Genomic DNA, 19,354 nt, shown 5'->3' on the forward strand with positions numbered 1-19,354 from the left:
ATGATCAGCTGGGAGAACAGACAATGAATCAGCTCGCCCCGCAGACCCGGTCGCGCATCAAGCAAGCCCTGCGGGGGCAGCGCGTGGAGACCGCGTCCTGGGCGTACGGCAACTCGGGGACTCGGTTCAAGGTGTTCCCCCAGGAAGGCGTTCCCCGCAACCCGTACGAGAAGATCGCCGACGCGGCGACCGTGCACCGATTCACCGGGGTGGCGCCCACCGTGGCGCTGCACATCCCGTGGGACAAGGTGGACGACTACGCCGACCTGGCGACGGCCGCCGCCGGCCAGGGGATCGCGCTGGGGACCATCAACGCCAACGTCTTCCAAGACGACGACTACAAGCTGGGCAGCGTGACCAACCCCGACCCGGGGGTGCGCCGCAAGGCCATCGACCACCTGCTGGAATGCGTCGACATCATGGACCAGACGGGGTCGCGGGATCTCAAACTGTGGTTCTCCGACGGTACGAACTATCCCGGGCAGGATGACGTGCGGACCCGGCAGGACCGGCTCGCCGTCGCGCTCGGCGAGGCCTACGACCGGCTCGGTGGCGACCAGCGGATGCTGCTGGAGTACAAGTTGTTCGAGCCCGCCTTCTACATGACGGACGTGCCCGACTGGGGAACCGCCTACCTGCACTGCGTTCAGCTGGGCGAGCGCGCCCAGGTCGTCATCGACACCGGCCATCACGCGCCCGGCACCAACATCGAGTTCATCGTGGCAGTACTGCTGCGGGCGGGGAAGCTGGGCGGGTTCGACTTCAACTCGCGCTTCTACGCCGACGACGACCTCATGGTCGGCTCGGCCGATCCCTTCCAGCTGTTCCGCATCATGCACGAGATCGTCCAGGCCGGCGCGCTGGACCCCCGGGCCGGGATCGCGTTCATGCTCGACCAGTGCCACAACATCGAGCCGAAGATCCCCGCGGTCATCCGGTCGGTGATGAACGTTCAGGAGGCCACCGCCAAGGCGCTCCTGGTCGACCACGACGCGTTGCGCGCCGCCCAGGACAACGGGGACGTGCTGGACGCCAACGCCGTACTCATGGACGCCTACAACACCGACGTACGGCCGCTGCTTCGCGAGCTGCGCGAGGACATGGGCCTCGACCCGGACCCGATCGCCGCCTACCGGCGCTCGGGCTACTTTGAGCGGGTACGCCAGGAGCGGGCCGAGGGCCAGGCCGCGGGATGGGGGGCCTGATGTCCGCCGTAGAGGATCTGATCGCCCGGTCGCGCCGCCTGGGCGCCGACCCGCGGAACACCAACTACGCCGGCGGCAACACCTCGGCCAAGGGCGAGACGATCGACCCGGTCACCGGCGAGGCCATCCCGCTGCTGTGGGTCAAGGGCTCCGGCGGCGACCTCGGCACGCTGACCGAGGCCGGGCTGGCCACGCTCCGCCTGGACCGGATACGCGCCCTGACCGGCGTCTACCCCGGCGCCGACCGCGAGGACGAGATGGTCGCCCTGTTCGACCACTGCCTGTACGGCCGGGGCGGCGCGGCGCCCTCCATCGACACGGCGATGCACGGCCTGGTCGAGGCCGGCCACGTCGACCACCTGCATCCGGACGCCGGCATCGCCCTCGCCACCGCCGCCGACGGGGAGGCCCTGACCAAGGAATGCTTCGGCGACCGGGTCGCCTGGGTGCCGTGGCGGCGGCCCGGTTTCCAGCTGGGCCTGGACATCGCCGCAGTCCGCCGGGCTCAGCCGCGGGCAATCGGCGTCATCCTCGGCGGGCACGGCATCACCGCCTGGGGGGACACCGGCCAGGAGTGCGAAGCCCGTTCGCTGGAGATCATCCGTACCGCGCAGGCGTTCATCGACGAGCGCGGCCGGCCCGAACCGTTCGGCGCCATCGTGCCCGGCCTGACTCCGCTGCCATCGGACGAGCGGCGCCGTCGTGCCGCGGCCCTCGCGCCCGTGCTCCGCGGCCTGGCCTCCACCGACCGGCCCCAGATCGGGCATTTCACCGACGCCGACGTCGTGCTGGACTTCCTGGCCCGCGCGGAACACCCACGCCTGGCGGCGTCGGGCACCTCCTGCCCCGACCATTTCCTGCGGACGAAGGTCCGCCCCATGGTCCTGGACCTGCCGCCCACCGCGGACCTGGACCAGACCGTGACCCGGCTGAAGGAACTGCACGCGGCCTACCGCGAGGAGTACGCGGCCTACTACCACCGGCACGCCACCCCCAGCTCGCCGCCGATGCGGGGCGCCGACCCCGCGATCGTCCTCGTGCCCGGAGTCGGCATGTTCAGCTTCGGCCGGGACAAGCAGACCGCCCGGGTGGCCGGCGAGTTCTACGTCAACGCCATCAACGTGATGCGCGGCGCGGAGGCCGTGTCCCGGTACGCCCCCATCCCCGAGTCGGAGAAGTTCGGTATCGAATACTGGGCGCTGGAGGAAGCCAAGCTGGCGCGCATGCCCAAGCCGAAACCACTGGCCACCCGCGTCGCGCTGGTCACCGGCGGCGGCTCCGGCATCGGGCGGGCCATCGCCCTGCGGCTGGCGGCCGAAGGCGCCTGCGTCGTGGTCGCCGACCGTGACGAGGCCGCCGCCACCCGCGTCGCCGCGGAGCTCGGCTCCGCAGACGTGGCCGTCGCCGTCACCACCGACGTCACCGACGAGGAGCAGGTGCGCGCGGCCCTGCGCACGGCCGCGCTGGCGTTCGGCGGAATCGATCTCGTGGTCAACAACGCCGGCCTGTCGGTGTCCAAGCCGCTGCTGGACACCTCGCTCGCCGACTGGGACCTGCAGCACGACGTGATGGCCCGCGGCTCCTTCCTGGTGTCCCGCGAGGCCGCCCGGATCATGATCGACCAGGGGATGGGCGGCGACATCATCTACATCGCCAGCAAGAACGCCGTCTTCGCCGGGCCGAACAACCTCGCCTACGGGGCGGCCAAGGCCGACCAGGCGCACCAGGTACGGCTGCTCGCCGCGGAACTGGGCGAACATCGTATCCGCGTCAACGGCGTCAATCCCGACGGTGTCGTACGGGGGTCGGGCATCTTCGCCGCGGGCTGGGGCGCGCAGCGAGCGGCCGTCTACGGCGTCCCCGAGGAGAAGCTCGGCGAGTACTACGCCCAGCGGACCCTGCTCAAGCGCGAGGTGCTCCCCGAGCACGTCGCCGCGGCGGTCTTCGTGCTGGCGGGCTCCGACCTGTCGCACACGACGGGGCTGCATGTGCCGGTGGACGCCGGCGTGGCAGCGGCGTTCCTGCGATGAGCACGCGGGAGGCGACCGTCGCCGCGGTCGACCTCGGCGCGTCCAGCGGCCGGGTCATGGCGGCTCGGGTCGGGCCGGGCATCCTGGACGTGACCGAGGTCGCCCGATTCGCGAATGTGCCGGTGCGGGTGAGCGGCACACTGCACTGGGACGTGCTGGGTCTTTACCGGGGCATCCTGGACGGCCTGCGCGAGGCGGGACCCGTCGGCTCGATCGGCATCGACTCCTGGGCGGTGGACTACGGGCTGCTCGATGCCGACGGGCGGCTGCTCGGGAATCCGGTGCACTACCGCGACGGGCGTACCGACGGCGTCATGGAGAAGGTCCTGCGGGACGTGCCGCCCACCGACCTGTACGCCGTGACAGGCCTGCAGCTGTTGCCCTTCAACACGTTGTTCCAGCTGGTAGCGGCCCGCGACAGCGCGCAGTCCGCCGCCGCGCGCACGCTGCTGTTGATCCCGGACCTGATCGCGTACTGGCTGACCGGCGAGATCGGCTGCGAGCGGACGAACGCGTCAACGACACAGCTGCTCGACGTGCGTACCGGGGGCTGGGCGGGCGACCTGGCCGGCCGATTGGGCATCCGGCCCGAGGTGTTCGCGCCCTTACGGGAACCCGGCGCGGTGATCGGCCCGCTGACGGCGCAAGTGGCGGGGGAGACCGGCCTGGGCCCGGTCCCGGTGATCGCCGTGGGCTCGCACGACACCGCCTCAGCGGTGGTGGGCGTTCCCGCCCGCGGCCGGCACTTCGCCTACATCTCGTGCGGAACCTGGTCGCTGGCCGGGGTCGAGCTCGATCACCCCGTGCTCACCGAGGACAGCCGCAGGGCCAACTTCACCAACGAGGCCGGTGTCGACGGCACGATCCGCTACCTGCGTAACGTCATGGGCCTGTGGCTGCTTCAGGAGAGCCTGCGCCGGTGGCGGGCCGACGGTCTCGACGTCGATCTGGACGATCTCCTCCGCGAAGCGGCACGGGTACCGGCGCTCCAGGCGGTGATCGACCCCGACGACCCCGTGTTCCTGCCACCGGGTGACATGCCCGGGCGGATCGCCGCCGCCTGCCGTCGGCTGGGGCAGCGGCCCCCGGACGGCCCGGCCGAGACCGTGCGGTGCATCCTCGACAGTCTCGCGATCGCGCACCGCGCCGCCGTCCAGGACGCCCAGCGGCTCTCCGGACGGCACGTCGACGTCATCCACATCGTCGGAGGCGGGGCACGCAACGACCTGTTGTGCCAGCTCACCGCGGACGCCTGCGGGCTTCCCGTCGAGGCCGGCCCGCAGGAGGCGACCGCACTGGGCAACGTCCTGGTCCAGGCCCGCGCCCTCGGCGCCACCGGCGCCGAGCTGGCGGACCTGCGAGCCTTGGTACGCGCGACGCAGCCCGTCCGCCGCTACGAGCCCAGCGGGGACAGCGTGGCCTGGAGTGAGGCGGCGGTCCGGACCGGTACGTGAAGCGAGGCGGAAGAACCGACCCCTCCCGGAGGAACAGATGCTCCGTGCAACATCGCACAAGAGCGGCGAAGCCTGGCCACTGAGCAAGGAGGACATCACGCTGCTCAGCCTGCTGGCACGAGGGCTTCCGATCGACTCGGTGGCGCGCGAGATGGATGTCTCCGAACGCACGGTACGCCGCAAGAGCCGTGCGATCTGCGAACGCCTCGGCGTACCCGCCCCCATCTCCGCCGTCTGCTGGGCCGCCCAACGTGGCTTGCTCTGAACGAGACCTCCGACTCGAGGCCGCTGTCCAGCTGCGAATTGCCATGAAACTGTCAGTCCCGATTCGCCATCAGCTGTCAGTGCGCTGGTCATAGCGCTCATCATCGATCACTCTGATCGCCGGGCGGCCTCTGCAGACAAGATCACGATATAGATCACCCGCATGGCTGTTGCCAGCTGACACTCATTGGCAACATTGCCACCTTACTGACACAGGCTTTCGCGGTTGACCTGGGGGGTTCCCCCGAAGTGTGGACACCTTGAGTGCCGGATGATGAAGATCCGGAGACAAGAACACCGGACAGGTCTCACGCATGTCGGTGTACGCACGCCGTACCTCTGACGAGCTCAAGGCAGTGTCGTGGTGGTCGAACCGTGCTGCTGGTGTGGTCAAGGTGGCCTGGTTGCTGCTCATGCCTGCGCTCCCTGCTCGGCGCCGACCTGGCTGAGCGGTGCATCAGGCAGACCGGCGGCGCGGAGGGCGAAGGCCAGCTGCTCGGCTTGGAATGCGGCTCCGCTCGTGTGGTAGTCGATGTCGTGGCCGGTCCCCGGCCACACGGCGGCGTCCACCAGGGGCGCGTTCGTGAGCGCGTCGGCGAACTGCTGCACCTGCTCCTCATCGGAGATCCACAAGGCGTCGTACTGTGCATGACGCACATGTACGGGAACGGTGATCGACGGTGCCGCCGCGCGGAAGCGCTCCTCCCACCCGTCCGAGATCTCGATGAGCTCCTGCACCAGGACGGGCGTCTCTCCGTGGAATGCGGCCTCCGCGGCCGGCATGTCGTCGCCGTAGCTGCCAGCGGGACCGAACATGAGCTGGAAGCGCATGTCTCCGTCGCAGGGAAGCCACTTCATCGGAAGGGACGCCCATCGCTCGGCAGTCCCAGGCGGCTCCTGAAGCAAGCAGCCCGACATCGCCACGCCCAGCAAGGGCCAGGTCGGGGCATGGGATGCGATGAGCAGGGAGAGCGCGGCGCCGATGGAGTGGCCGATGAGGAAGACGCCGGCGGTTCCTTCGCCGTGGGCCGCCCACAGCTCGCCGATGAGGTCATCGAGAGCCTGCGCGTTGGCATCGAAGATCGAGCCGTCCACCGCGAGCTGGTCACTGTTGCCGTAGTTCGGCCTGTCGACAGCGATGAAGGGGATGTTCGAAGCCGCAGCCCGCTCGAGGAGCGAGTAGCCGGGCAGGTCGAAGAAGGTGGAGTGATAGCCGCCGCCGTGGATCGCGACCACGAGGGGCGTGGCCGGGCTGGCCGGCGTAACGCTTCCCAGGTTGTGGAATCCGGCGAACACCCTGCCTCGGGAGGGGCCTTCGGAGGACACCGTATGTGAGAACGCAGTGGAGCTCGTGGTCATCGCATATATCCGTTCTGATCGATGGTGGAGACTGCGCGAGAAAGGATGCGTTCGTAATACGAGATGTTGTTTCGGCAATGTAACGAGCGACACACTGTTCCGCAAGGTCACGCCGAGCTGTCGGACGGCGCTAGCGGAATCGGGGTGAACATCGGCGCCTCCTCCTCGGGCGCGAGGGCGGTCGGCCCGTAGAGCCAGTCGACGAAGGAGTAGTCGTAGGTGTCGCGGGCTCTGAGGACCGCGTTGCGCTGCTCGCGCTTGACGCCGACGTGGTGCCACAGGACGCCCCACTCCCGCGAGGTCGCCAGGACGCGGGCGGTGTGCTGGGTGCGCACCGCGTTGTACGCCGCGAGCGCCGGCTCCCAGTCGACCGAGCCGTCGGCGAGCCGGTGTGCCGCGGCGTGTTTGGCGAGCACCCAGCCATCCTCGATGGCCATGATCGCGCCCTGGGCGATGTACTGCAGAGGGGCGTGTGCCGCGTCGCCGAGAAGGGTGACGCGGCCGAAGATCCAGTCCGGTATCGACTCGCGGTCGAACATCCGCCACCAACGGTCGCGCCACATGAACCTCAGGCCGTTCTGGACGTCCCCGGTGGTGTCGGCGAAGGCGGCGTCGAGCTCGTCCGGCGTGCCCCAGTCCTCCTCGCCGGCCAGCGCCTTGGGTGACTCGAAGACGGCGACCTGGTTGAACATCTCGCCGCCGCGCAGGGCGTACTGCACGAAGTGGCAGTTGTTGCCGAGGTGGACGACGACGGCCTTCTCGTGGATGTTGTTCTCGCGGGCATCGTCGATCGGGATCGCGCCGCGGTAGGCGACATACCCGGAGCTGACCGGGTGGTCGCCGACGTACTGGAAGCGGGCGGGGGAGCTGATGCCTTCCGCCGCGATGATCAGCGGTGCGGTGTGCCGGCAGCCGTCCTCGAGGATCACGGTGGCCTCGCCCTCGCCTTGCTCGTAGGACGTGGCGGTCGCGTTGTTCACCAGCTCGACGCCGGCGCGCCGGCACGCACGCAGGAAGGTGGCGTGCAGGTCGGAGCGGTGGATGACGAGGTAGGGAAAGCCGTAGCGCCTCTCCAGGTCCCGCAGGTCCAGGCGGGTCAGCTCGGTGCCGTCGAGGCCGTCGAACATGATCATGTCGTCCGGGACGACTCCGAGGCCGATGACCTCCTCGAGCAGGCCGTACTCATGAAGGATGCGGGTGCAGTTCGGGGCGATCTGGAGACCGGCACCGACCTCGCCGAACTCCGGTGCCCGTTCGATCAGGCGCACCGTCAGGCCCTCGCGGCTCAGGGCGTAGGCCGCGAAGAGGCCGCCGATGCCGCCGCCGACGACGATGACGTCGGGGGTGCTGCTCATGTCCTTCTCCCGTCAGATCCAGGGACCGAGCATCGGAGCGGCGCTGAGGGAGTGCGGCCGGCCGGCCAGCCAGGCCGTCACCTCGGCGAGCGGCGCGTCGACGACCTCGGGCGGCAACGTCGCCATGCCACGCTTGGCCACGATGTCGGTGACCAGCGCCTCGCAGAAGTCGCTCGACAGGTCGGCGAAGGTGATGCCGGTGGCCAGATCGACGGCGTGCACGTTCACCTCGCGCGCTCGCAGCCAAGGAATCTCGGTGGCCGGCACCGTCCGCCCCTGGGCGGTGACGACCGGGTGCTGCCACTGCTCGGGGGTGAGACGGTCCATCGCCTCGGCGAGGGTCTCGGCGGAGCGATGCAGCCACGAGTCGAGTGCCGCAGCCGGCATGGTAGCGCCCCTCTCGATGCCGTGCGCGCGCTCCTCGGGCGAGGCGTACATCGGCGTCTCGACGCCGGTGGCCGCCCAATGCACGAGATGTCCCAACGCGTCGGCGTTCCCCGCGACATGGGCGGCGAGGTGCTTGCGGGTCCACCCCGGGAGACCGCTGTCGGCACCGAAGCCGCTCTCCCCGAGGCCGGTGACCGCGTCGAGGAAGAGCTCGCTCCCTACGGCCATCCAACGCCGAGCGTCGGCGAACGTGCGCGTCGATGTCGTCATCGTCAGCGCTTGACGATGTGGTTGGTGATGGTGCCGATGCCCTGGACGGTGATCTGCACGGTCTCACCGCCGACCAGGAACTCTTGCGGACTTCGGGCGTGGCCCACGCCGCCGTTGGTGCCGGTCAGGATGAGGTCGCCGGGGCGAAGGGTGGTGATGGTGGAGAGATACTGCACCAGGTGCACCGGGTCGAAGAGCAGATCGGAGGTGCTCGCGGTCTGCTTGACGACGCCGTTGACGGTGAGCTCGGTGTCGAGCGACGGGCGTACGCCGCCGGGCAGTTCCTCGGGGGTGACGACGTACGGGCCGACAGGAGTGGTGGCCTCCCAGACCTTGCCCTGCAGCCACTCCCGGGTGCGGAACTGCCAGTCCCGCACGCTGTAGTCGTTGGCGGCGGTGAACCCGGCGATCGCGCCGGCCGCCTCGGCCTCGTCGGCACGCCGGACGGTCCGGCCGATGACGATCGTCAGCTCGCACTCCCAGTCGAGCTGGTCGGTCTCGGCCGGCTTCACGACGTCGTCGTTCGCGCCGGCGAGGGTGTCGGCGAACTTCGCGAACAGCACCGGGTGCTCCGGCAGGTCGCGGCCCATCTCCTCGATATGGCTCCTGTAGTTCAAGCCCACGCACACGACCTTGCTCGGGTTGGGTACGACGGGAGCGAAGTCCGCGCCCTCGACGGCGTAGGTCGCCGAGTCCTTGGGCACGTCGGGTGAGCCGGCGGCCAGGAACGCGCCCACGTCGGAGAAGCCGAGGTCGACGTGCCGGTCGCCGTCGAGGCGGACAGCGCGGGTGCCGTCTGCGGTGCGGATGGTGGCGAGCTTGGGCATCAGGCGTGCTTCTGGGTGCGGTTGAGCCGGAGTGCCTCGAAGACGGGCGCGTCGGAGAAGCGGAACAGGTCGAGCGCCCCCTCGTCGGAGTCGGACGCGCCGGCCTCGGACTTGAAGCTGAACGGCGTCCACGACGGCACCACGAACAGGTCGCCGCGGGTGGCCGTCCAGGATTGGTCGCCGACAGTCACGACGCCCGAGCCGTCGAAGACCTGGAACACCGAGGAGCCGGTCTCCCGCGCCGGCGCGGTCTCGGCGCCACGGGCGAGGCGGTGGAACTCCGCGCGGATCGTCGGCAGCACGTCGGCGCCGTTGTGCGGGTTGGTGTAGCGAACCGCGGCGTGGCCCGGTTCGACTGTGCCGCCGAAGCCCGTCCTCTCCAGCTGGAGCTGGTCGTTCAGCGCGGCGTTGGTGTGGGCCCACTTGTAGGCCAGCAGCGGGCTGCCCGGAGCCGGCTCGCCTGTCGATCCGGACGAGAGCGGGCGCAGGCCGGGGTGGGCCCACAGCTGCTCGGACCGGGAGCGCTCCGGTGTGATCCGCTCAGCCGCACCGATCTCGTCGCGGCCGAACTCGAAGAACTGGGCCTCGGTGACGTACTGGAACGGGATGTCGAGGCCGTCGACCCAGGCCATCGGCTCCGAGGTCGCGTTGCGGTGGGCGTGCCAGTTCCAGCCGGCCTGGGGCAGGAAGTCACCGCGGTTCATCGGGACCGCGTCGCCACCGACGACCGTCCATACGCCCGAGCCTTCGACGACGAAGCGGAAGGCGTGCTGGGTGTGGCGGTGCTCGGGGGCGTCCTCGCCGGGCATGAGGTACTGGATGGCCGCCCACAGGGTCGGGGTGGCGAAGGGACGACCGCCCAGGGAGGGGTTCGCGAGCGCGATCGCGCGGCGCTCTCCGCCGCGCCCGACCGGGACGATGTGCCCGGCCTGGTCTGCCAGCCGGCGCAGGCTCTCCCATCGCCACAGGTGCGGCACCGCGCGGCTGCGCGGATGGGCGGGCATGAGGTCGCCGATCTCGGTCCATAGCGGAACGAGCAGCTCCCGCTCGAAGCCGCGGTAGAGCTCCTCCAGCGCAGGGGTGACCTCGGGCTGATCGGGGGCAGCCACGGCGGTCAGCTTGACGGGAGTCGCTCGGTTCTGCGTCGCAGTCATGTGGCTACAGTGTGCCCGCCCACGCTTCTAGAACGTGCAATTCTGCTCTGCGGAACGGAGAGACATGGAGAAGCCACTCAAGACACCGCCGGTCTACGCGATCGCCTCCGTCGACCACGCTCTGCGGATCGCGTCGATGCTGCAGCTCGAGGGCGCCCTCACCGTCGCCGACGCCGCCGAGCGCCTGGGCGTCGCGCGATCGACGGCCCACCGTCTGCTGCAGATGCTCGTCTACCGTGACTTCGCCGCCCAGGGCGAAGACCGCAGCTACCACTCGGGACCGGTCCTCCAGCTCGCCGCGCACTCCGGCTCGGAGACCTCACGGCTGCGTACGGCGGCGCTTCCTCATCTCCAGCGCCTGGTCGACGCCATCGGCGAGTCGGCCAACCTGACCGTCCGAGCCGGTACCACGGCTCGCTTCGTCGCCTCGGTGGAGTGCAGCCAGGCACTTCGCGTGGGCAACCGCGAGGGGATGGTCTTCCCCGCCCACCGCACCACCGCGGGCCTTCTGCTCCTGGCCGAGCTGAGTGCCGACGAGCTGACGGAGGCTTATGCCGCGGCCACCTACGCCTACGAGCCGGAGGCCCGTCCCGACCTTCGCAGGCTCCGAGCGGAGCTGACCCGGATCCGCAGGGCCGGCTTCGCGGTGAACAACGGCCGTTCCGAACGCGGAGTCGTGGCCGTCGGCGTGCCCGTTCGCGGTGCCGGCCAACGCGTCGTGGCCGGGGTCTCCCTCTCGATGCCGTCTGTCCGGTACGACCGGAACCACCTGCCCGGCGTGGTGGCCGCACTCCAGAAGGCGGCAGCCGGCATCGAGCAGGACCTCACGCCGCTCGATGGATGACCAGCCTCGGCCGTTGTCCGTCAGCCGATCCGTCGGCTGATCTCCTCGGCGGCGGCCATGACTGCGGCCGCGGTCGTCTGCAGATGCGGTTCCGCGTAGTGATGCTCGAGTCCTGCGACGGAGATGGCGCAGACGGCGAGGCCGGCGCCGTCGTGGACGACCGTCCCCAGGGAGCCGAGGCCTCGGGTGATGGCCTCGAGGTTGAGTGCCCAGCCGCGGCTGCGGATCAGGGCGATCCCCTCGCGAACGTCGTCGGCGGTCCGGTCTCCCTGCAGGGTGTGCCAGTCCGTGTTGTGGGTGAGGTACCGGTCGACCTCCGCGTCGCTCATCGCGCTCAGCGGAAGGCGGTGCTCCGGTTGGTGCCGACCGCCTCGGCCACCTCCGTGGGCGTGAGTCCGCCCTCGACCGGCAGGCAGCAGCGCGTCCAGTGCCCTGACCGCCTTCTCGATGACTGCGATACGCGACCCCGCCGACCGGCCACGGAGCCCCCCCGTCGTCCTCTGCCATTCGAGACGCGCCTCCTGATTGCCGAACGCCCTTGCGGCGCAACGTGACGCACGTTACATTGTGCGTAATACGAAACTAGATCTCGTAATACGAGATACCGGAAGGTGGCGTGCTTTGCCTCACGTGGCGATCCAAGTCCGTAGCGGTCGTGATCCGGAGAGCATCCGGCGGCTGATCAGCGCGGTGACGGAGGCAGTGGTCACCTCGCTGAACACCCCGGCCCCTACCGTCCGCGTGATCGTGACCGAGGTGCCGACGACGCACTGGGCCAACGGCGACGTGACGCTGGCCGAGGCCGCTCCCCGCAACGGCGGGCAGCCATGACTGAGCCAAGCCTGGACCAGATCGCCGAGGACCTCGACGCAGCGCGGCTGGAGGCCCGCGAGATCGACCAGTACGCCGGCCGCGTCGACCTGTCGCTCGCAGACGCCTACCGTGCGCTGCTGCGCGGAGTCCAGCTGAGGCGCGGGCGTGGCGAGCAGGTCGTGGGCGTGAAGCTGGGATTCACCAGCAGGGAGAAGGCCAGGCAGATGGGCGTGGCCGACGTCATCCTCGGTGTGCTCACCGACGAGATGCAGGTGCCGGCCGGCGGGGATCTCGACCACGGCACGATGATCCACCCGCGCGTCGAGCCCGAGATCGCCTTCCGTCTGGCGGAGGGCGTCTCGACCAGCACGCGTGCGGAGGATCTGCTGGCGCACGTCACCCACGTGGCTGCCGCCGTCGAGGTCATCGATAGCCGCTACCACAACTTCTCCTTCAGCCTCTCAGACGTGGTGGCCGACAACACCTCGGCCAGCCATTTCGCGGTCGGGGAGTGGCTCCCGTTCACCGACGAGCTCCGAGACGGCGGGCTCGGCGACCTGGCGGTCGAGCTGCGCATCGACGGAGCCCTCGCGGCCGCCGGCTCCACCAAGGCGATCCTGGGCGACCCGCTTGAGGCACTGGCGGCCGCCCAGCGCCTCGCCGGCACCCACGGCCACCCGATCGTCCCGGGGGGCATCGTCCTGGCCGGCTCCGCGACGGCCGCGGTCCAGCTGCCGGCGGATGCGGTGGTCCAGGTCGTGGTCGCAGGACTCGGCACGGTGACTCTGAGCACGAGCCGTACGGCCGCGGAGGTGCAGCGCTGATGGGCCGGTCGCTGCTGCCGGCAGCCCGCGGCGTCTGGGTGAAGATCCCGGCCGTCGAGGCCATCGAGGACATCGTCGAGACGGCCGGTCTCGACGCCGTGGTCATCGGGCCCTTCGACCTCGCCCGCTCCGGTGGCCTGGCGGCTGACTCCGCCGCCTTCGGCGACCTGGTGACCCGAGTGGAGAAGGCGGTCACGGGACGGATCGCCCTCGGCGGCGTCGCCGCGGACGTGGCTGCTGCCGAAGACTTCGCCGTGAGGGGCTACTCCTTCGCGATGGTCGGCGCTGACACCTCCCTGCTCGACGCGGCGGCCGGTTCGCTGATGGAGCGGGGGGCGGCGTGACGGCGCACCTGGCCCGCGAGTCCTTGTCCGGCGACCCTCAGGACCGGTCGGCGCTGAGCTCGGAGCTGATGTCGGTCATCACCGCGCTCTGGTTCGAGATCGACCACCACGAGGGTGCGGCCGCGTCGACGTACTTCACGCCGGATGCGGAGCTCCGCTTCACCGACGCGGTGTTCCGCGGCACCTCGGGGATCGAGGAGGTGTACGCCGGCCGCAAGGCCCGCGGACCCCGAGTGTCGCGCCACATCGTGGCCAACCTCCACCTGCACGAGGTCGAACCGCACCGCGTGCGCGCCACGTCCGTGCTGCTTATCTTCGGAGCAGATGGGGAGGCTCCGCGGCCGATGACATCCCCGGCACTGGTCGGCGATGTGCACGACGAGTTCGTGCTGCGCAACGGTCGCTGGCTGATCAGGTCCCGGTGGATCCAGAACCTCTTCATCGATCCGACGACCCGGCTGGCAGTGCCCCTGGAGCGAGCAGATGAGTGACACAGCGGCCCCGTGGTCGCCGACGTTCTTCGAGCTCGGCTCGGGGGAGTACGCCCCGCCTGACCGGATCAAGGGTCAGCACTCGTGGTACGTCCGCGGTCAGAACTTCGTGACCGTCGTCAGCAAGGCCGGCAACGGTGAGGTGCTGAGCGAGGAGCCGGCCCCCGACGAGCACCTGGTTCTGGTGCTCGAGGGCACCGAGGTCGGAGTCGCCGTCCCCGGCAACCATGTCTCGGCGGCGGGTCCGTCGATCGTCGTGGTCCCCGCCGGCCCGGCACAGGTGACGATGCGCAGGCCGGGTGACCTCCTCCGGGTCTTCTCGACACGCGGCTCGGTGGCGGCGAAGGCCGCCAACGCGGCGACCTACGCAGTGCCCAACCCGACCGTCGCATCGCTCCTCCCACTACCGGAGACCGAGGGCGCGGGAGGCCTCCGCGTCATCCCGCTGTCTGACGTCGCCCAGGTCCCCGGACGACTGGGCCGCATCTACCGCAGCGGATCTCTCATGGTCAACTGGTTCGCTCCCGTGAACGGCCCACGTGACACCGACGAGCTCTCCCCGCACGTGCACGACGACTTCGAGCAGGCCTCGGTCACTGTCGAGGGGGACTTCGTCCACCACGTCCGGCGGCCGTGGACCAAGCGGATGCGCGACTGGCGTCCTGACGAACATGTGCAGCTCACGAGCCCGTCGGTGACCGTCATCCCGCCGGGCAACATCCACACGAGGCGCTGGGTCAACCGAGGCGCGCACCAGCTCATCGACGTCTTCGCCCCGCCGCGCGCCGACTTCATCGAGCAGGGCTGGGTGCTCAACCAATCCGACTACGAGCCCACCACGAGGGAGTGAAGATGGCGAACAAGACTTTCAGCGCCCTGCGAGGAGTGGGGGCCCGGCCGACCGGCCTTCCCGTCCTCGACGGCGTGTTGTACGGCGAGCCGCTGCTTCCCGCCGTCCCCGCCTACGAGCTGTCCGCCGCGCTGCGCAACCTCACGCAGCCCTACGTCGGACTGACCACCGACGGCACCCCGATGCGCGGGCTCTACCAGCTCGCCGACAGCGGCGCCAACCACAAGGCTGCGGTCGACGCCGCCCAGGCCTTCCTCGCCTCCCTCAGTGACAGCGAGCGGATGTGCACTCAGATGCCCCTCGACTCCGATGAGTGGCGGACGTGGACCAACGCCTTCGTGATGTGGCCCGCGAAGGGCGTGCGCCTCGAGCGCATCTCGCAGGCCAAGCGCGACCTCGTCCTCGATCTCATGCGCGAGAGCCTGAGCGAGGAAGGCTATGAGTCTGCCCGCAACTGCATGAGGCTCAACGCCGCCCTCGGCGAGCTCATCGGCCTCTACACCGACACCCTCACCGAGTTCGCCTACAACTTCCTCGTCTTCGGCGAACCGAGCACGACGGAGCCGTGGGGCTGGCAGATCATGGGTCACCACGTCGACATCAACTGCGTCTTCGTCGGCTCCCAGCTCGTGCTCGCACCCGTCTTCCTCGGTGCGGAGCCGAACTTCTCCCTCGACGGCGCCTACGCCGGAACCCGCGCTCTCGACCTCGAGACCGACAAGGGGCTGGCGTTCCGCCGCAGTCTGACGGAGTCGCAAGAGGACGCGTTCCTCCTCAGCCGGACCGTGCTCGCCGAGGATCTGCCCGCGGAGCTGGCCGGCCCCTTCAACGGCCGCCATGTCGGCGGTGCCGGACGCGACAACCAGGTGCAGCCGTACGAGGGCATCAAGGGCTCCGAGCTGAGTGCGGACCAGCAGGGCCTGCTGCTGGACCTGGTCGACGTCTACCTCAGCCGGCTGCCGGGCGTGCACGCGAAGGCCAAGCGACGTCAGGTGGAGGACCACCTCGACGAGACCCGGTTCTGCTGGCGCGGCGGGCACGACGACGTCGCCGCCTTCTACTACCGCGTCCACTCGCCCGTGCTGTGGGTGGAGTACGACAACCACCCCGGCATCTTCCTCGACAACGAGGAGCCGGAACGCTTCCACATCCACACCATCGTGCGCGAGCCCAACGGCAATGACTACGGCAAGGACCTCCTGGCCCAGCACTACGCGCTCCACCACTCAGCTCGCTGAGCACCGAAAGGGTTCGTCGTGACCATCACCGCACCTCCGGCTCCGGCCAATGCCGCTCTCAGCCCGTTCGAGACAGGACCGGGCACTCCAGCAGGAAGGTACCTGCGCAGCTTCTGGCAGCCCATCCGCCTCTCCACGGACCTGCCCGCAGGCACCGCGACCCCGATCAAGGTGATGGGTGAGCGGTTCACGCTCTATCGCGGCACGGGCGGCAAGGCGCATGTCACGCAGCCCGGATGTCCGCACCGCCAGACGATGCTCTCCCTGGGCAACGTCGAGGGCGACTCGCTGCGCTGCATGTTCCACGGCTGGAGGTTCGGCGAGGACGGCCGCTGCGAGGAGGCTCCGGGTCAGGGCCCGACCCTGCTCGAGCGGCAACGAGTCCGGGTGTATCCGACGCACGAGGCGTACGGCGTGATCTTCGCCTACTTCGGGGAGGGTGAGCCGCCGAGGTTCCACGACATCGCCGCCTTCTCCAAGAAGCACGGCCGTGACATGACCTCGGCCCTGGTGCAGGACACCGGCACCTACAAGCGGGGCTGCAACTACTACATCAACGTCGAGAACGCGCTCGACCTCGCCCACGTGGCCTACACCCACAAGCTCTCCTCCGACCCGAGCATCACCGAGGTCGGCTTCGACCCGGGGGTGATCCGTGTCCGCGACGTCACCGTCGAGCGGATGGACTTCGGGATCCGCGCCGTGGAGGTCGAGCACGAGTCGGATCCCGTGATCTCCACGGTCATGCTCCCCAACGCCATGCACCTCCTGGTCCCGCAGCGCGACGGCTGGCTGGAGCAGGTGGCGTGGCGCGTGCCGGTCGACGATGAGTCGCACTACAGCATCCAGATCACGGCGATGCACACCGACGAGGCCGGCAAGGAGAGGTTCGAGGCCTACCAGGCCCGCAAGGCGGATCTGATCGCCAAGTACCCCTCCACCGACGAGTGCGCCACCGCGATCCTGCGAGGTGAGAAGACCCTGTTCGACTTCGCCGACCACCCCGACCTGGTCAACATCGAGGACCACGTGGCCCAGATGGGCATGCAGTGGATCGACGAGCCCGGCAAGGAGAACCTGGCGCAGTCCGACAAGGCGGTCCTTCAGCTCCGCCGCATGTTCGTCAGCAGGCTCGGCGACTTCGTGGCCGGCACACCGGTGGGGGACAGCGACTGGTGAGACCGGCCGGACCACCCATGCAATCTCAGAAAGCAGATCATTCATGACTTCAGCGATCGACACGCGCGAGGCTTCTGCGACGTCCGGGGCGTCGCCGTTGGCCACGTCGCTGCGTCTGGTCGTGACCGACGTCCGACTGGCCGCGGAAGGGGTCGTCACGATCACCTTCGTCGACCCCGATGGCGAGCAACTGCCCGCATGGGAGCCCGGCGCCCACCTGGAGATCCTCCTTCCCAGCGGGCTGCGCCGCCAGTACTCGCTGTGCGGCTCTGCGTCGGACCGTCATCGGTACCAAGTCGCGGTCCTGAAGGAGACCAAGGGGCGTGGCGGCTCCGTGGAGATCCATGACACCGGCTTGGTCGGCAAGATCCTCCCCGTCGACGGGCCTAGGAACCACTTCGCATTGGCGCCCTCGCGGCGGTATCTGTTCATTGCGGGCGGCATCGGGATCACCCCGATCTTCGCGATGATCCAAGCGCTGCCGGAGGGTGCGGACTGGGAGCTTCACTACGGCGGTCGGACCGCGCGCAGCATGGCTTTCGTCGAGGAGCTCCGCAGCATCTCCAGCCACCGGGTCCACATCGTTCCCCAAGACGCCGAGGGGTTGCTGCCCATCGACGCCATCGTCGCTGCGGCCGACGCCGACACGGCCATCTACTGTTGCGGACCTGGGCCGCTGCTCGATGCCGTTCAGGACGCGCGGGCACGGCTCGCACCGGCCGCGGCGTTCCACTTCGAGCGGTTCGTCGCCTCAGCCACCAGGCCGGCCGCCGCCGATCTCGGAGACGACCAGACCGTGGAGGTGGTGCTCGCCCGTACCGGGGTGACCCTCGAGGTGGGGCCGGAGCGATCCTTGCTCGACGCGATCCGGGACGTGGTGCCGACGGTGCCGTTCTCGTGTACGGAGGGCTACTGCGGAAGCTGCGAGGTACGGGTCCTCGAGGGGACGCCGGACCACCGCGACGAGATCCTGACCAAGGCCGAGCAAGCCTCCGGAGACACCATGTTCCCCTGTGTCAGCAGGGCACTCACACGGCGATTGGTCCTGGACATCTGACATGAGCGACATCGAAGACATCGGAACAGGCCTGACGGAAGCCCATGGAGCGTTGGCGGTGGCGGGGCTCGGCGACATGGTGTGGGGCCACGTCAGCTCTCGCGATCCGGACGGTCGTGGAGTCTGGATGAAGGCTGCCGGCTGGGGATTCGAGGAGGTCACGCCCGAGCGGGTGGTTCTTGTCTCGCCCGGCGGCGAGGTGCTTGCCGGCACCGGGCGCCGGCACATCGAATATCCGATCCACACGCGGACAATGGCGGCGCGGCTCGACGTCGGCGCGGTCGTTCATTCCCATGGTGAGGCCGCAGCCACCTTCGCGTCGCTGGAGGTTCCCTTGAGGGCGCTGAACCACGCCGCCGCTCCGTTCCTCGAGCAGACCGACATCCCTCGCTACACCGACTCGGGCGACCTGATCCGAACCGACGACCTCGGCGATGGGCTGGCTCGGGCACTGGGTGACGCCGCGGGAGTGCTCATCCCCGGGCACGGGTTCGTCGTGGTCGGGCCCACGATCGCCATCGCAGTCATGCGCGCAACCCTCCTGGAGACGGCCTGCCGCGTTCAGCTGAGCGCCTTGGCCGCCGGTGGCCCCAGGCGGTGGTCGGACGAGGCGGAGCTCGAGAGCAAGCGCCACACCGTATGGAACCCCGAGCAGTACCAGGCCGGCTTCGACTATCTCGTCCGGCAAGCGCGCAACGGGGCCTCGTCCCGTACGGCGTCCTTCCCGATGCAACCACAGGAGACCCGATGACCTCGGCGTTGACCCTCACCCATCTCGGCCACTCGTGCGTCCTCCTGGAGTTCTCCACCGGCACTCGGGTCCTCCTCGATCCCGGTGCCTACGGTCCCTCGCTGAGCGACATCGCGGCGGTGGATGCGGTCGTGGTCACCCATGCCCATCCGGATCATCTGGATCTCGACCACCTCGCCCAGGTCACCGCGACCTCGGGTGCCATCCCGCTCTTCGGCGCTCCTGACGTCGCCGAGCTGGTCCGCGAGGCCGGGGTCGAGTTCCACGCCGTGGAGGAAGGTGGCTTCTCGATCGGGAGCGTCGACGTCACGGCGGTGCTCACCACCCATGAGCAGCTGTATCCGGGAGTGCCCCTGCCGATCAACTACGGCTTCGTGTTCGCCGGGCGCGTCTTCGCCCCGGGCGACTCGCTCAGCGCGGTGCCCGTGGACGCCGACGTGCTGCTGGCACCGCTGGGGGCGCCGTGGATGAAGCTGTCCGAGGGCATCGACTACGTACGTCGCATGGCGGCGCGCACGGTGATCCCGATCCATGACGCCGGTCTCGCTCCGGTGCACCGGGCACTGCATCGCATGCTGCTCGCGAACTTCGCGCCTGAAGGCACCACAGTCACCACGCTCGACGTGCTCGAGCAGATCGAGCTGTGAGTCGACAGCCC

21 protein-coding genes are annotated in these 19,354 nt (G+C 69.5%); 15 read left to right on the forward strand and 6 right to left on the reverse strand.

Features of this window, described 5'->3' with window-relative positions:
* Positions 1–23 precede the first annotated feature (23 nt).
* From rhaI to KIP79_RS18865, 4 genes are read left to right on the forward strand one after another with little or no spacing between them, the layout of a single operon-like run.
* Positions 24–1,205, forward strand: coding sequence for an L-rhamnose isomerase (rhaI, locus tag KIP79_RS18850; RefSeq protein WP_214106154.1), 1,182 nt, complete (start codon positions 24–26; stop codon positions 1,203–1,205).
* Complete coding sequence (locus KIP79_RS18855) at positions 1,205–3,235, forward strand: bifunctional aldolase/short-chain dehydrogenase (RefSeq protein WP_250213455.1); 2,031 nt, start codon at positions 1,205–1,207, stop codon at positions 3,233–3,235. The genes rhaI and KIP79_RS18855 overlap by 1 nt, the downstream gene beginning before the upstream one ends.
* Positions 3,232–4,689: a rhamnulokinase gene (locus KIP79_RS18860; protein ID WP_214106156.1), complete on the forward strand. Its 1,458-nt coding sequence runs from the start codon at positions 3,232–3,234 to the stop codon at positions 4,687–4,689. The genes KIP79_RS18855 and KIP79_RS18860 overlap by 4 nt, the downstream gene beginning before the upstream one ends.
* Before the next feature lie 37 nt (positions 4,690–4,726).
* On the forward strand, positions 4,727–4,954 hold the full coding sequence (locus tag KIP79_RS18865; protein WP_214106157.1) for a LuxR C-terminal-related transcriptional regulator: 228 nt from the start codon (positions 4,727–4,729) through the stop codon (positions 4,952–4,954).
* Between the two features lie 410 nt (positions 4,955–5,364).
* Here the strand turns inward: KIP79_RS18865 and KIP79_RS18870 are convergent, their stop codons facing one another.
* The 5 genes from KIP79_RS18870 to KIP79_RS18890 form a co-directional block, all read right to left on the reverse strand.
* Positions 5,365–6,249 carry an alpha/beta hydrolase gene (locus KIP79_RS18870; protein WP_214106158.1) on the reverse strand — a complete coding sequence of 295 codons (885 nt, stop codon included), beginning with the start codon at positions 6,247–6,249 and terminating at the stop codon, positions 5,365–5,367.
* A gap of 170 nt (positions 6,250–6,419) precedes the next feature.
* On the reverse strand, positions 6,420–7,667 hold the full coding sequence (locus KIP79_RS18875) for an FAD-dependent oxidoreductase (protein ID WP_214106159.1): 1,248 nt from the start codon (positions 7,665–7,667) through the stop codon (positions 6,420–6,422).
* A 12-nt stretch (positions 7,668–7,679) separates the two neighbouring features.
* Positions 7,680–8,324, reverse strand: a complete 645-nt coding sequence (locus KIP79_RS18880) for a maleylpyruvate isomerase family mycothiol-dependent enzyme (protein WP_214106160.1) — start codon at positions 8,322–8,324, stop codon at positions 7,680–7,682.
* A gap of 2 nt (positions 8,325–8,326) precedes the next feature.
* Positions 8,327–9,151 (reverse strand): fumarylacetoacetate hydrolase family protein, encoded by an 825-nt coding sequence (locus tag KIP79_RS18885; protein WP_214106161.1) that lies wholly within the window; start codon positions 9,149–9,151, stop codon positions 8,327–8,329.
* Positions 9,151–10,305, reverse strand: a complete 1,155-nt coding sequence (locus KIP79_RS18890) for a cupin domain-containing protein (RefSeq protein WP_214106162.1) — start codon at positions 10,303–10,305, stop codon at positions 9,151–9,153. Before KIP79_RS18890 ends, KIP79_RS18885 begins: the two co-directional genes overlap by 1 nt.
* 64 nt (positions 10,306–10,369) lie before the next feature.
* Here KIP79_RS18890 and KIP79_RS18895 point away from each other — a divergent pair, with 64 nt between their 5' ends.
* Entirely contained in the window at positions 10,370–11,149 is a 780-nt protein-coding gene (locus KIP79_RS18895; RefSeq protein WP_214106163.1) for an IclR family transcriptional regulator, read from the forward strand.
* Positions 11,150–11,169: 20 nt separating this feature from the next.
* Here the strand turns inward: KIP79_RS18895 and KIP79_RS18900 are convergent, their stop codons facing one another.
* Positions 11,170–11,478, reverse strand: a complete 309-nt coding sequence (locus tag KIP79_RS18900) for an IclR family transcriptional regulator domain-containing protein (RefSeq protein ID WP_214106164.1) — start codon at positions 11,476–11,478, stop codon at positions 11,170–11,172.
* Between the two features lie 301 nt (positions 11,479–11,779).
* Between KIP79_RS18900 and KIP79_RS18905 the strand changes: the two genes are divergently transcribed.
* The 10 genes from KIP79_RS18905 (at position 11,780) to KIP79_RS18950 (ending at position 19,343) form a co-directional block, all read left to right on the forward strand.
* A complete protein-coding gene (locus KIP79_RS18905) occupies positions 11,780–11,980 on the forward strand; it encodes a tautomerase family protein (RefSeq protein ID WP_308169783.1) in 201 nt (66 codons plus the stop codon).
* Entirely contained in the window at positions 11,977–12,786 is an 810-nt protein-coding gene (locus tag KIP79_RS18910; protein WP_214106166.1) for a 2-keto-4-pentenoate hydratase, read from the forward strand. Before KIP79_RS18905 ends, KIP79_RS18910 begins: the two co-directional genes overlap by 4 nt.
* Positions 12,786–13,130 carry an aldolase/citrate lyase family protein gene (locus KIP79_RS18915; protein WP_214106167.1) on the forward strand — a complete coding sequence of 115 codons (345 nt, stop codon included), beginning with the start codon at positions 12,786–12,788 and terminating at the stop codon, positions 13,128–13,130. Before KIP79_RS18910 ends, KIP79_RS18915 begins: the two co-directional genes overlap by 1 nt.
* Entirely contained in the window at positions 13,127–13,621 is a 495-nt protein-coding gene (locus KIP79_RS18920; RefSeq protein ID WP_214106168.1) for a nuclear transport factor 2 family protein, read from the forward strand. Before KIP79_RS18915 ends, KIP79_RS18920 begins: the two co-directional genes overlap by 4 nt.
* Positions 13,614–14,471, forward strand: coding sequence for a hypothetical protein (locus KIP79_RS18925; protein ID WP_214106169.1), 858 nt, complete (start codon positions 13,614–13,616; stop codon positions 14,469–14,471). Before KIP79_RS18920 ends, KIP79_RS18925 begins: the two co-directional genes overlap by 8 nt.
* 2 nt (positions 14,472–14,473) lie before the next feature.
* Positions 14,474–15,709 (forward strand): DUF3500 domain-containing protein, encoded by a 1,236-nt coding sequence (locus KIP79_RS18930; RefSeq protein WP_214106170.1) that lies wholly within the window; start codon positions 14,474–14,476, stop codon positions 15,707–15,709.
* Between the two features lie 18 nt (positions 15,710–15,727).
* Positions 15,728–16,888 carry a Rieske 2Fe-2S domain-containing protein gene (locus KIP79_RS18935; protein ID WP_214106171.1) on the forward strand — a complete coding sequence of 387 codons (1,161 nt, stop codon included), beginning with the start codon at positions 15,728–15,730 and terminating at the stop codon, positions 16,886–16,888.
* 121 nt (positions 16,889–17,009) lie between these two features.
* A complete protein-coding gene (locus KIP79_RS48435) occupies positions 17,010–17,945 on the forward strand; it encodes a PDR/VanB family oxidoreductase (protein WP_214106172.1) in 936 nt (311 codons plus the stop codon).
* Position 17,946: 1 nt separating this feature from the next.
* The gene (locus KIP79_RS18945) at positions 17,947–18,696 is read left to right on the forward strand and encodes a class II aldolase/adducin family protein (protein ID WP_214106173.1); all 750 of its coding nucleotides are present in this window, start codon (positions 17,947–17,949) and stop codon (positions 18,694–18,696) included.
* Complete coding sequence (locus KIP79_RS18950) at positions 18,693–19,343, forward strand: MBL fold metallo-hydrolase (RefSeq protein ID WP_214106174.1); 651 nt, start codon at positions 18,693–18,695, stop codon at positions 19,341–19,343. The genes KIP79_RS18945 and KIP79_RS18950 overlap by 4 nt, the downstream gene beginning before the upstream one ends.
* The last annotated feature ends 11 nt before the right edge of the window (positions 19,344–19,354 follow it).

Source organism: Acrocarpospora catenulata (assembly GCF_018476525.1).
Classification (GTDB): domain Bacteria; phylum Actinomycetota; class Actinomycetes; order Streptosporangiales; family Streptosporangiaceae; genus Acrocarpospora; species Acrocarpospora catenulata.

What these genes read in the sequence shown, in the direction of transcription:
- rhaI (WP_214106154.1), top strand. Translation starts at nt 24, where the DNA reads ATGAATCAGCTCGCCCCGCAGACCCGGTCGCGCATCAAGCAAGCCCTG.
- KIP79_RS18855 (WP_250213455.1), top strand. Translation starts at nt 1,205, where the DNA reads ATGTCCGCCGTAGAGGATCTGATCGCCCGGTCGCGCCGCCTGGGCGCC.
- KIP79_RS18860 (WP_214106156.1), top strand. Translation starts at nt 3,232, where the DNA reads ATGAGCACGCGGGAGGCGACCGTCGCCGCGGTCGACCTCGGCGCGTCC.
- KIP79_RS18865 (WP_214106157.1), top strand. Translation starts at nt 4,727, where the DNA reads ATGCTCCGTGCAACATCGCACAAGAGCGGCGAAGCCTGGCCACTGAGC.
- KIP79_RS18875 (WP_214106159.1), bottom strand. Translation starts at nt 7,667, where the DNA reads ATGAGCAGCACCCCCGACGTCATCGTCGTCGGCGGCGGCATCGGCGGC.
- KIP79_RS18880 (WP_214106160.1), bottom strand. Translation starts at nt 8,324, where the DNA reads ATGACGACATCGACGCGCACGTTCGCCGACGCTCGGCGTTGGATGGCC.
- KIP79_RS18885 (WP_214106161.1), bottom strand. Translation starts at nt 9,151, where the DNA reads ATGCCCAAGCTCGCCACCATCCGCACCGCAGACGGCACCCGCGCTGTC.
- KIP79_RS18890 (WP_214106162.1), bottom strand. Translation starts at nt 10,305, where the DNA reads ATGACTGCGACGCAGAACCGAGCGACTCCCGTCAAGCTGACCGCCGTG.
- KIP79_RS18895 (WP_214106163.1), top strand. Translation starts at nt 10,370, where the DNA reads ATGGAGAAGCCACTCAAGACACCGCCGGTCTACGCGATCGCCTCCGTC.
- KIP79_RS18900 (WP_214106164.1), bottom strand. Translation starts at nt 11,478, where the DNA reads ATGAGCGACGCGGAGGTCGACCGGTACCTCACCCACAACACGGACTGG.
- KIP79_RS18910 (WP_214106166.1), top strand. Translation starts at nt 11,977, where the DNA reads ATGACTGAGCCAAGCCTGGACCAGATCGCCGAGGACCTCGACGCAGCG.
- KIP79_RS18915 (WP_214106167.1), top strand. Translation starts at nt 12,786, where the DNA reads ATGGGCCGGTCGCTGCTGCCGGCAGCCCGCGGCGTCTGGGTGAAGATC.
- KIP79_RS18925 (WP_214106169.1), top strand. Translation starts at nt 13,614, where the DNA reads ATGAGTGACACAGCGGCCCCGTGGTCGCCGACGTTCTTCGAGCTCGGC.
- KIP79_RS18930 (WP_214106170.1), top strand. Translation starts at nt 14,474, where the DNA reads ATGGCGAACAAGACTTTCAGCGCCCTGCGAGGAGTGGGGGCCCGGCCG.
- KIP79_RS18945 (WP_214106173.1), top strand. Translation starts at nt 17,947, where the DNA reads ATGAGCGACATCGAAGACATCGGAACAGGCCTGACGGAAGCCCATGGA.
- KIP79_RS18950 (WP_214106174.1), top strand. Translation starts at nt 18,693, where the DNA reads ATGACCTCGGCGTTGACCCTCACCCATCTCGGCCACTCGTGCGTCCTC.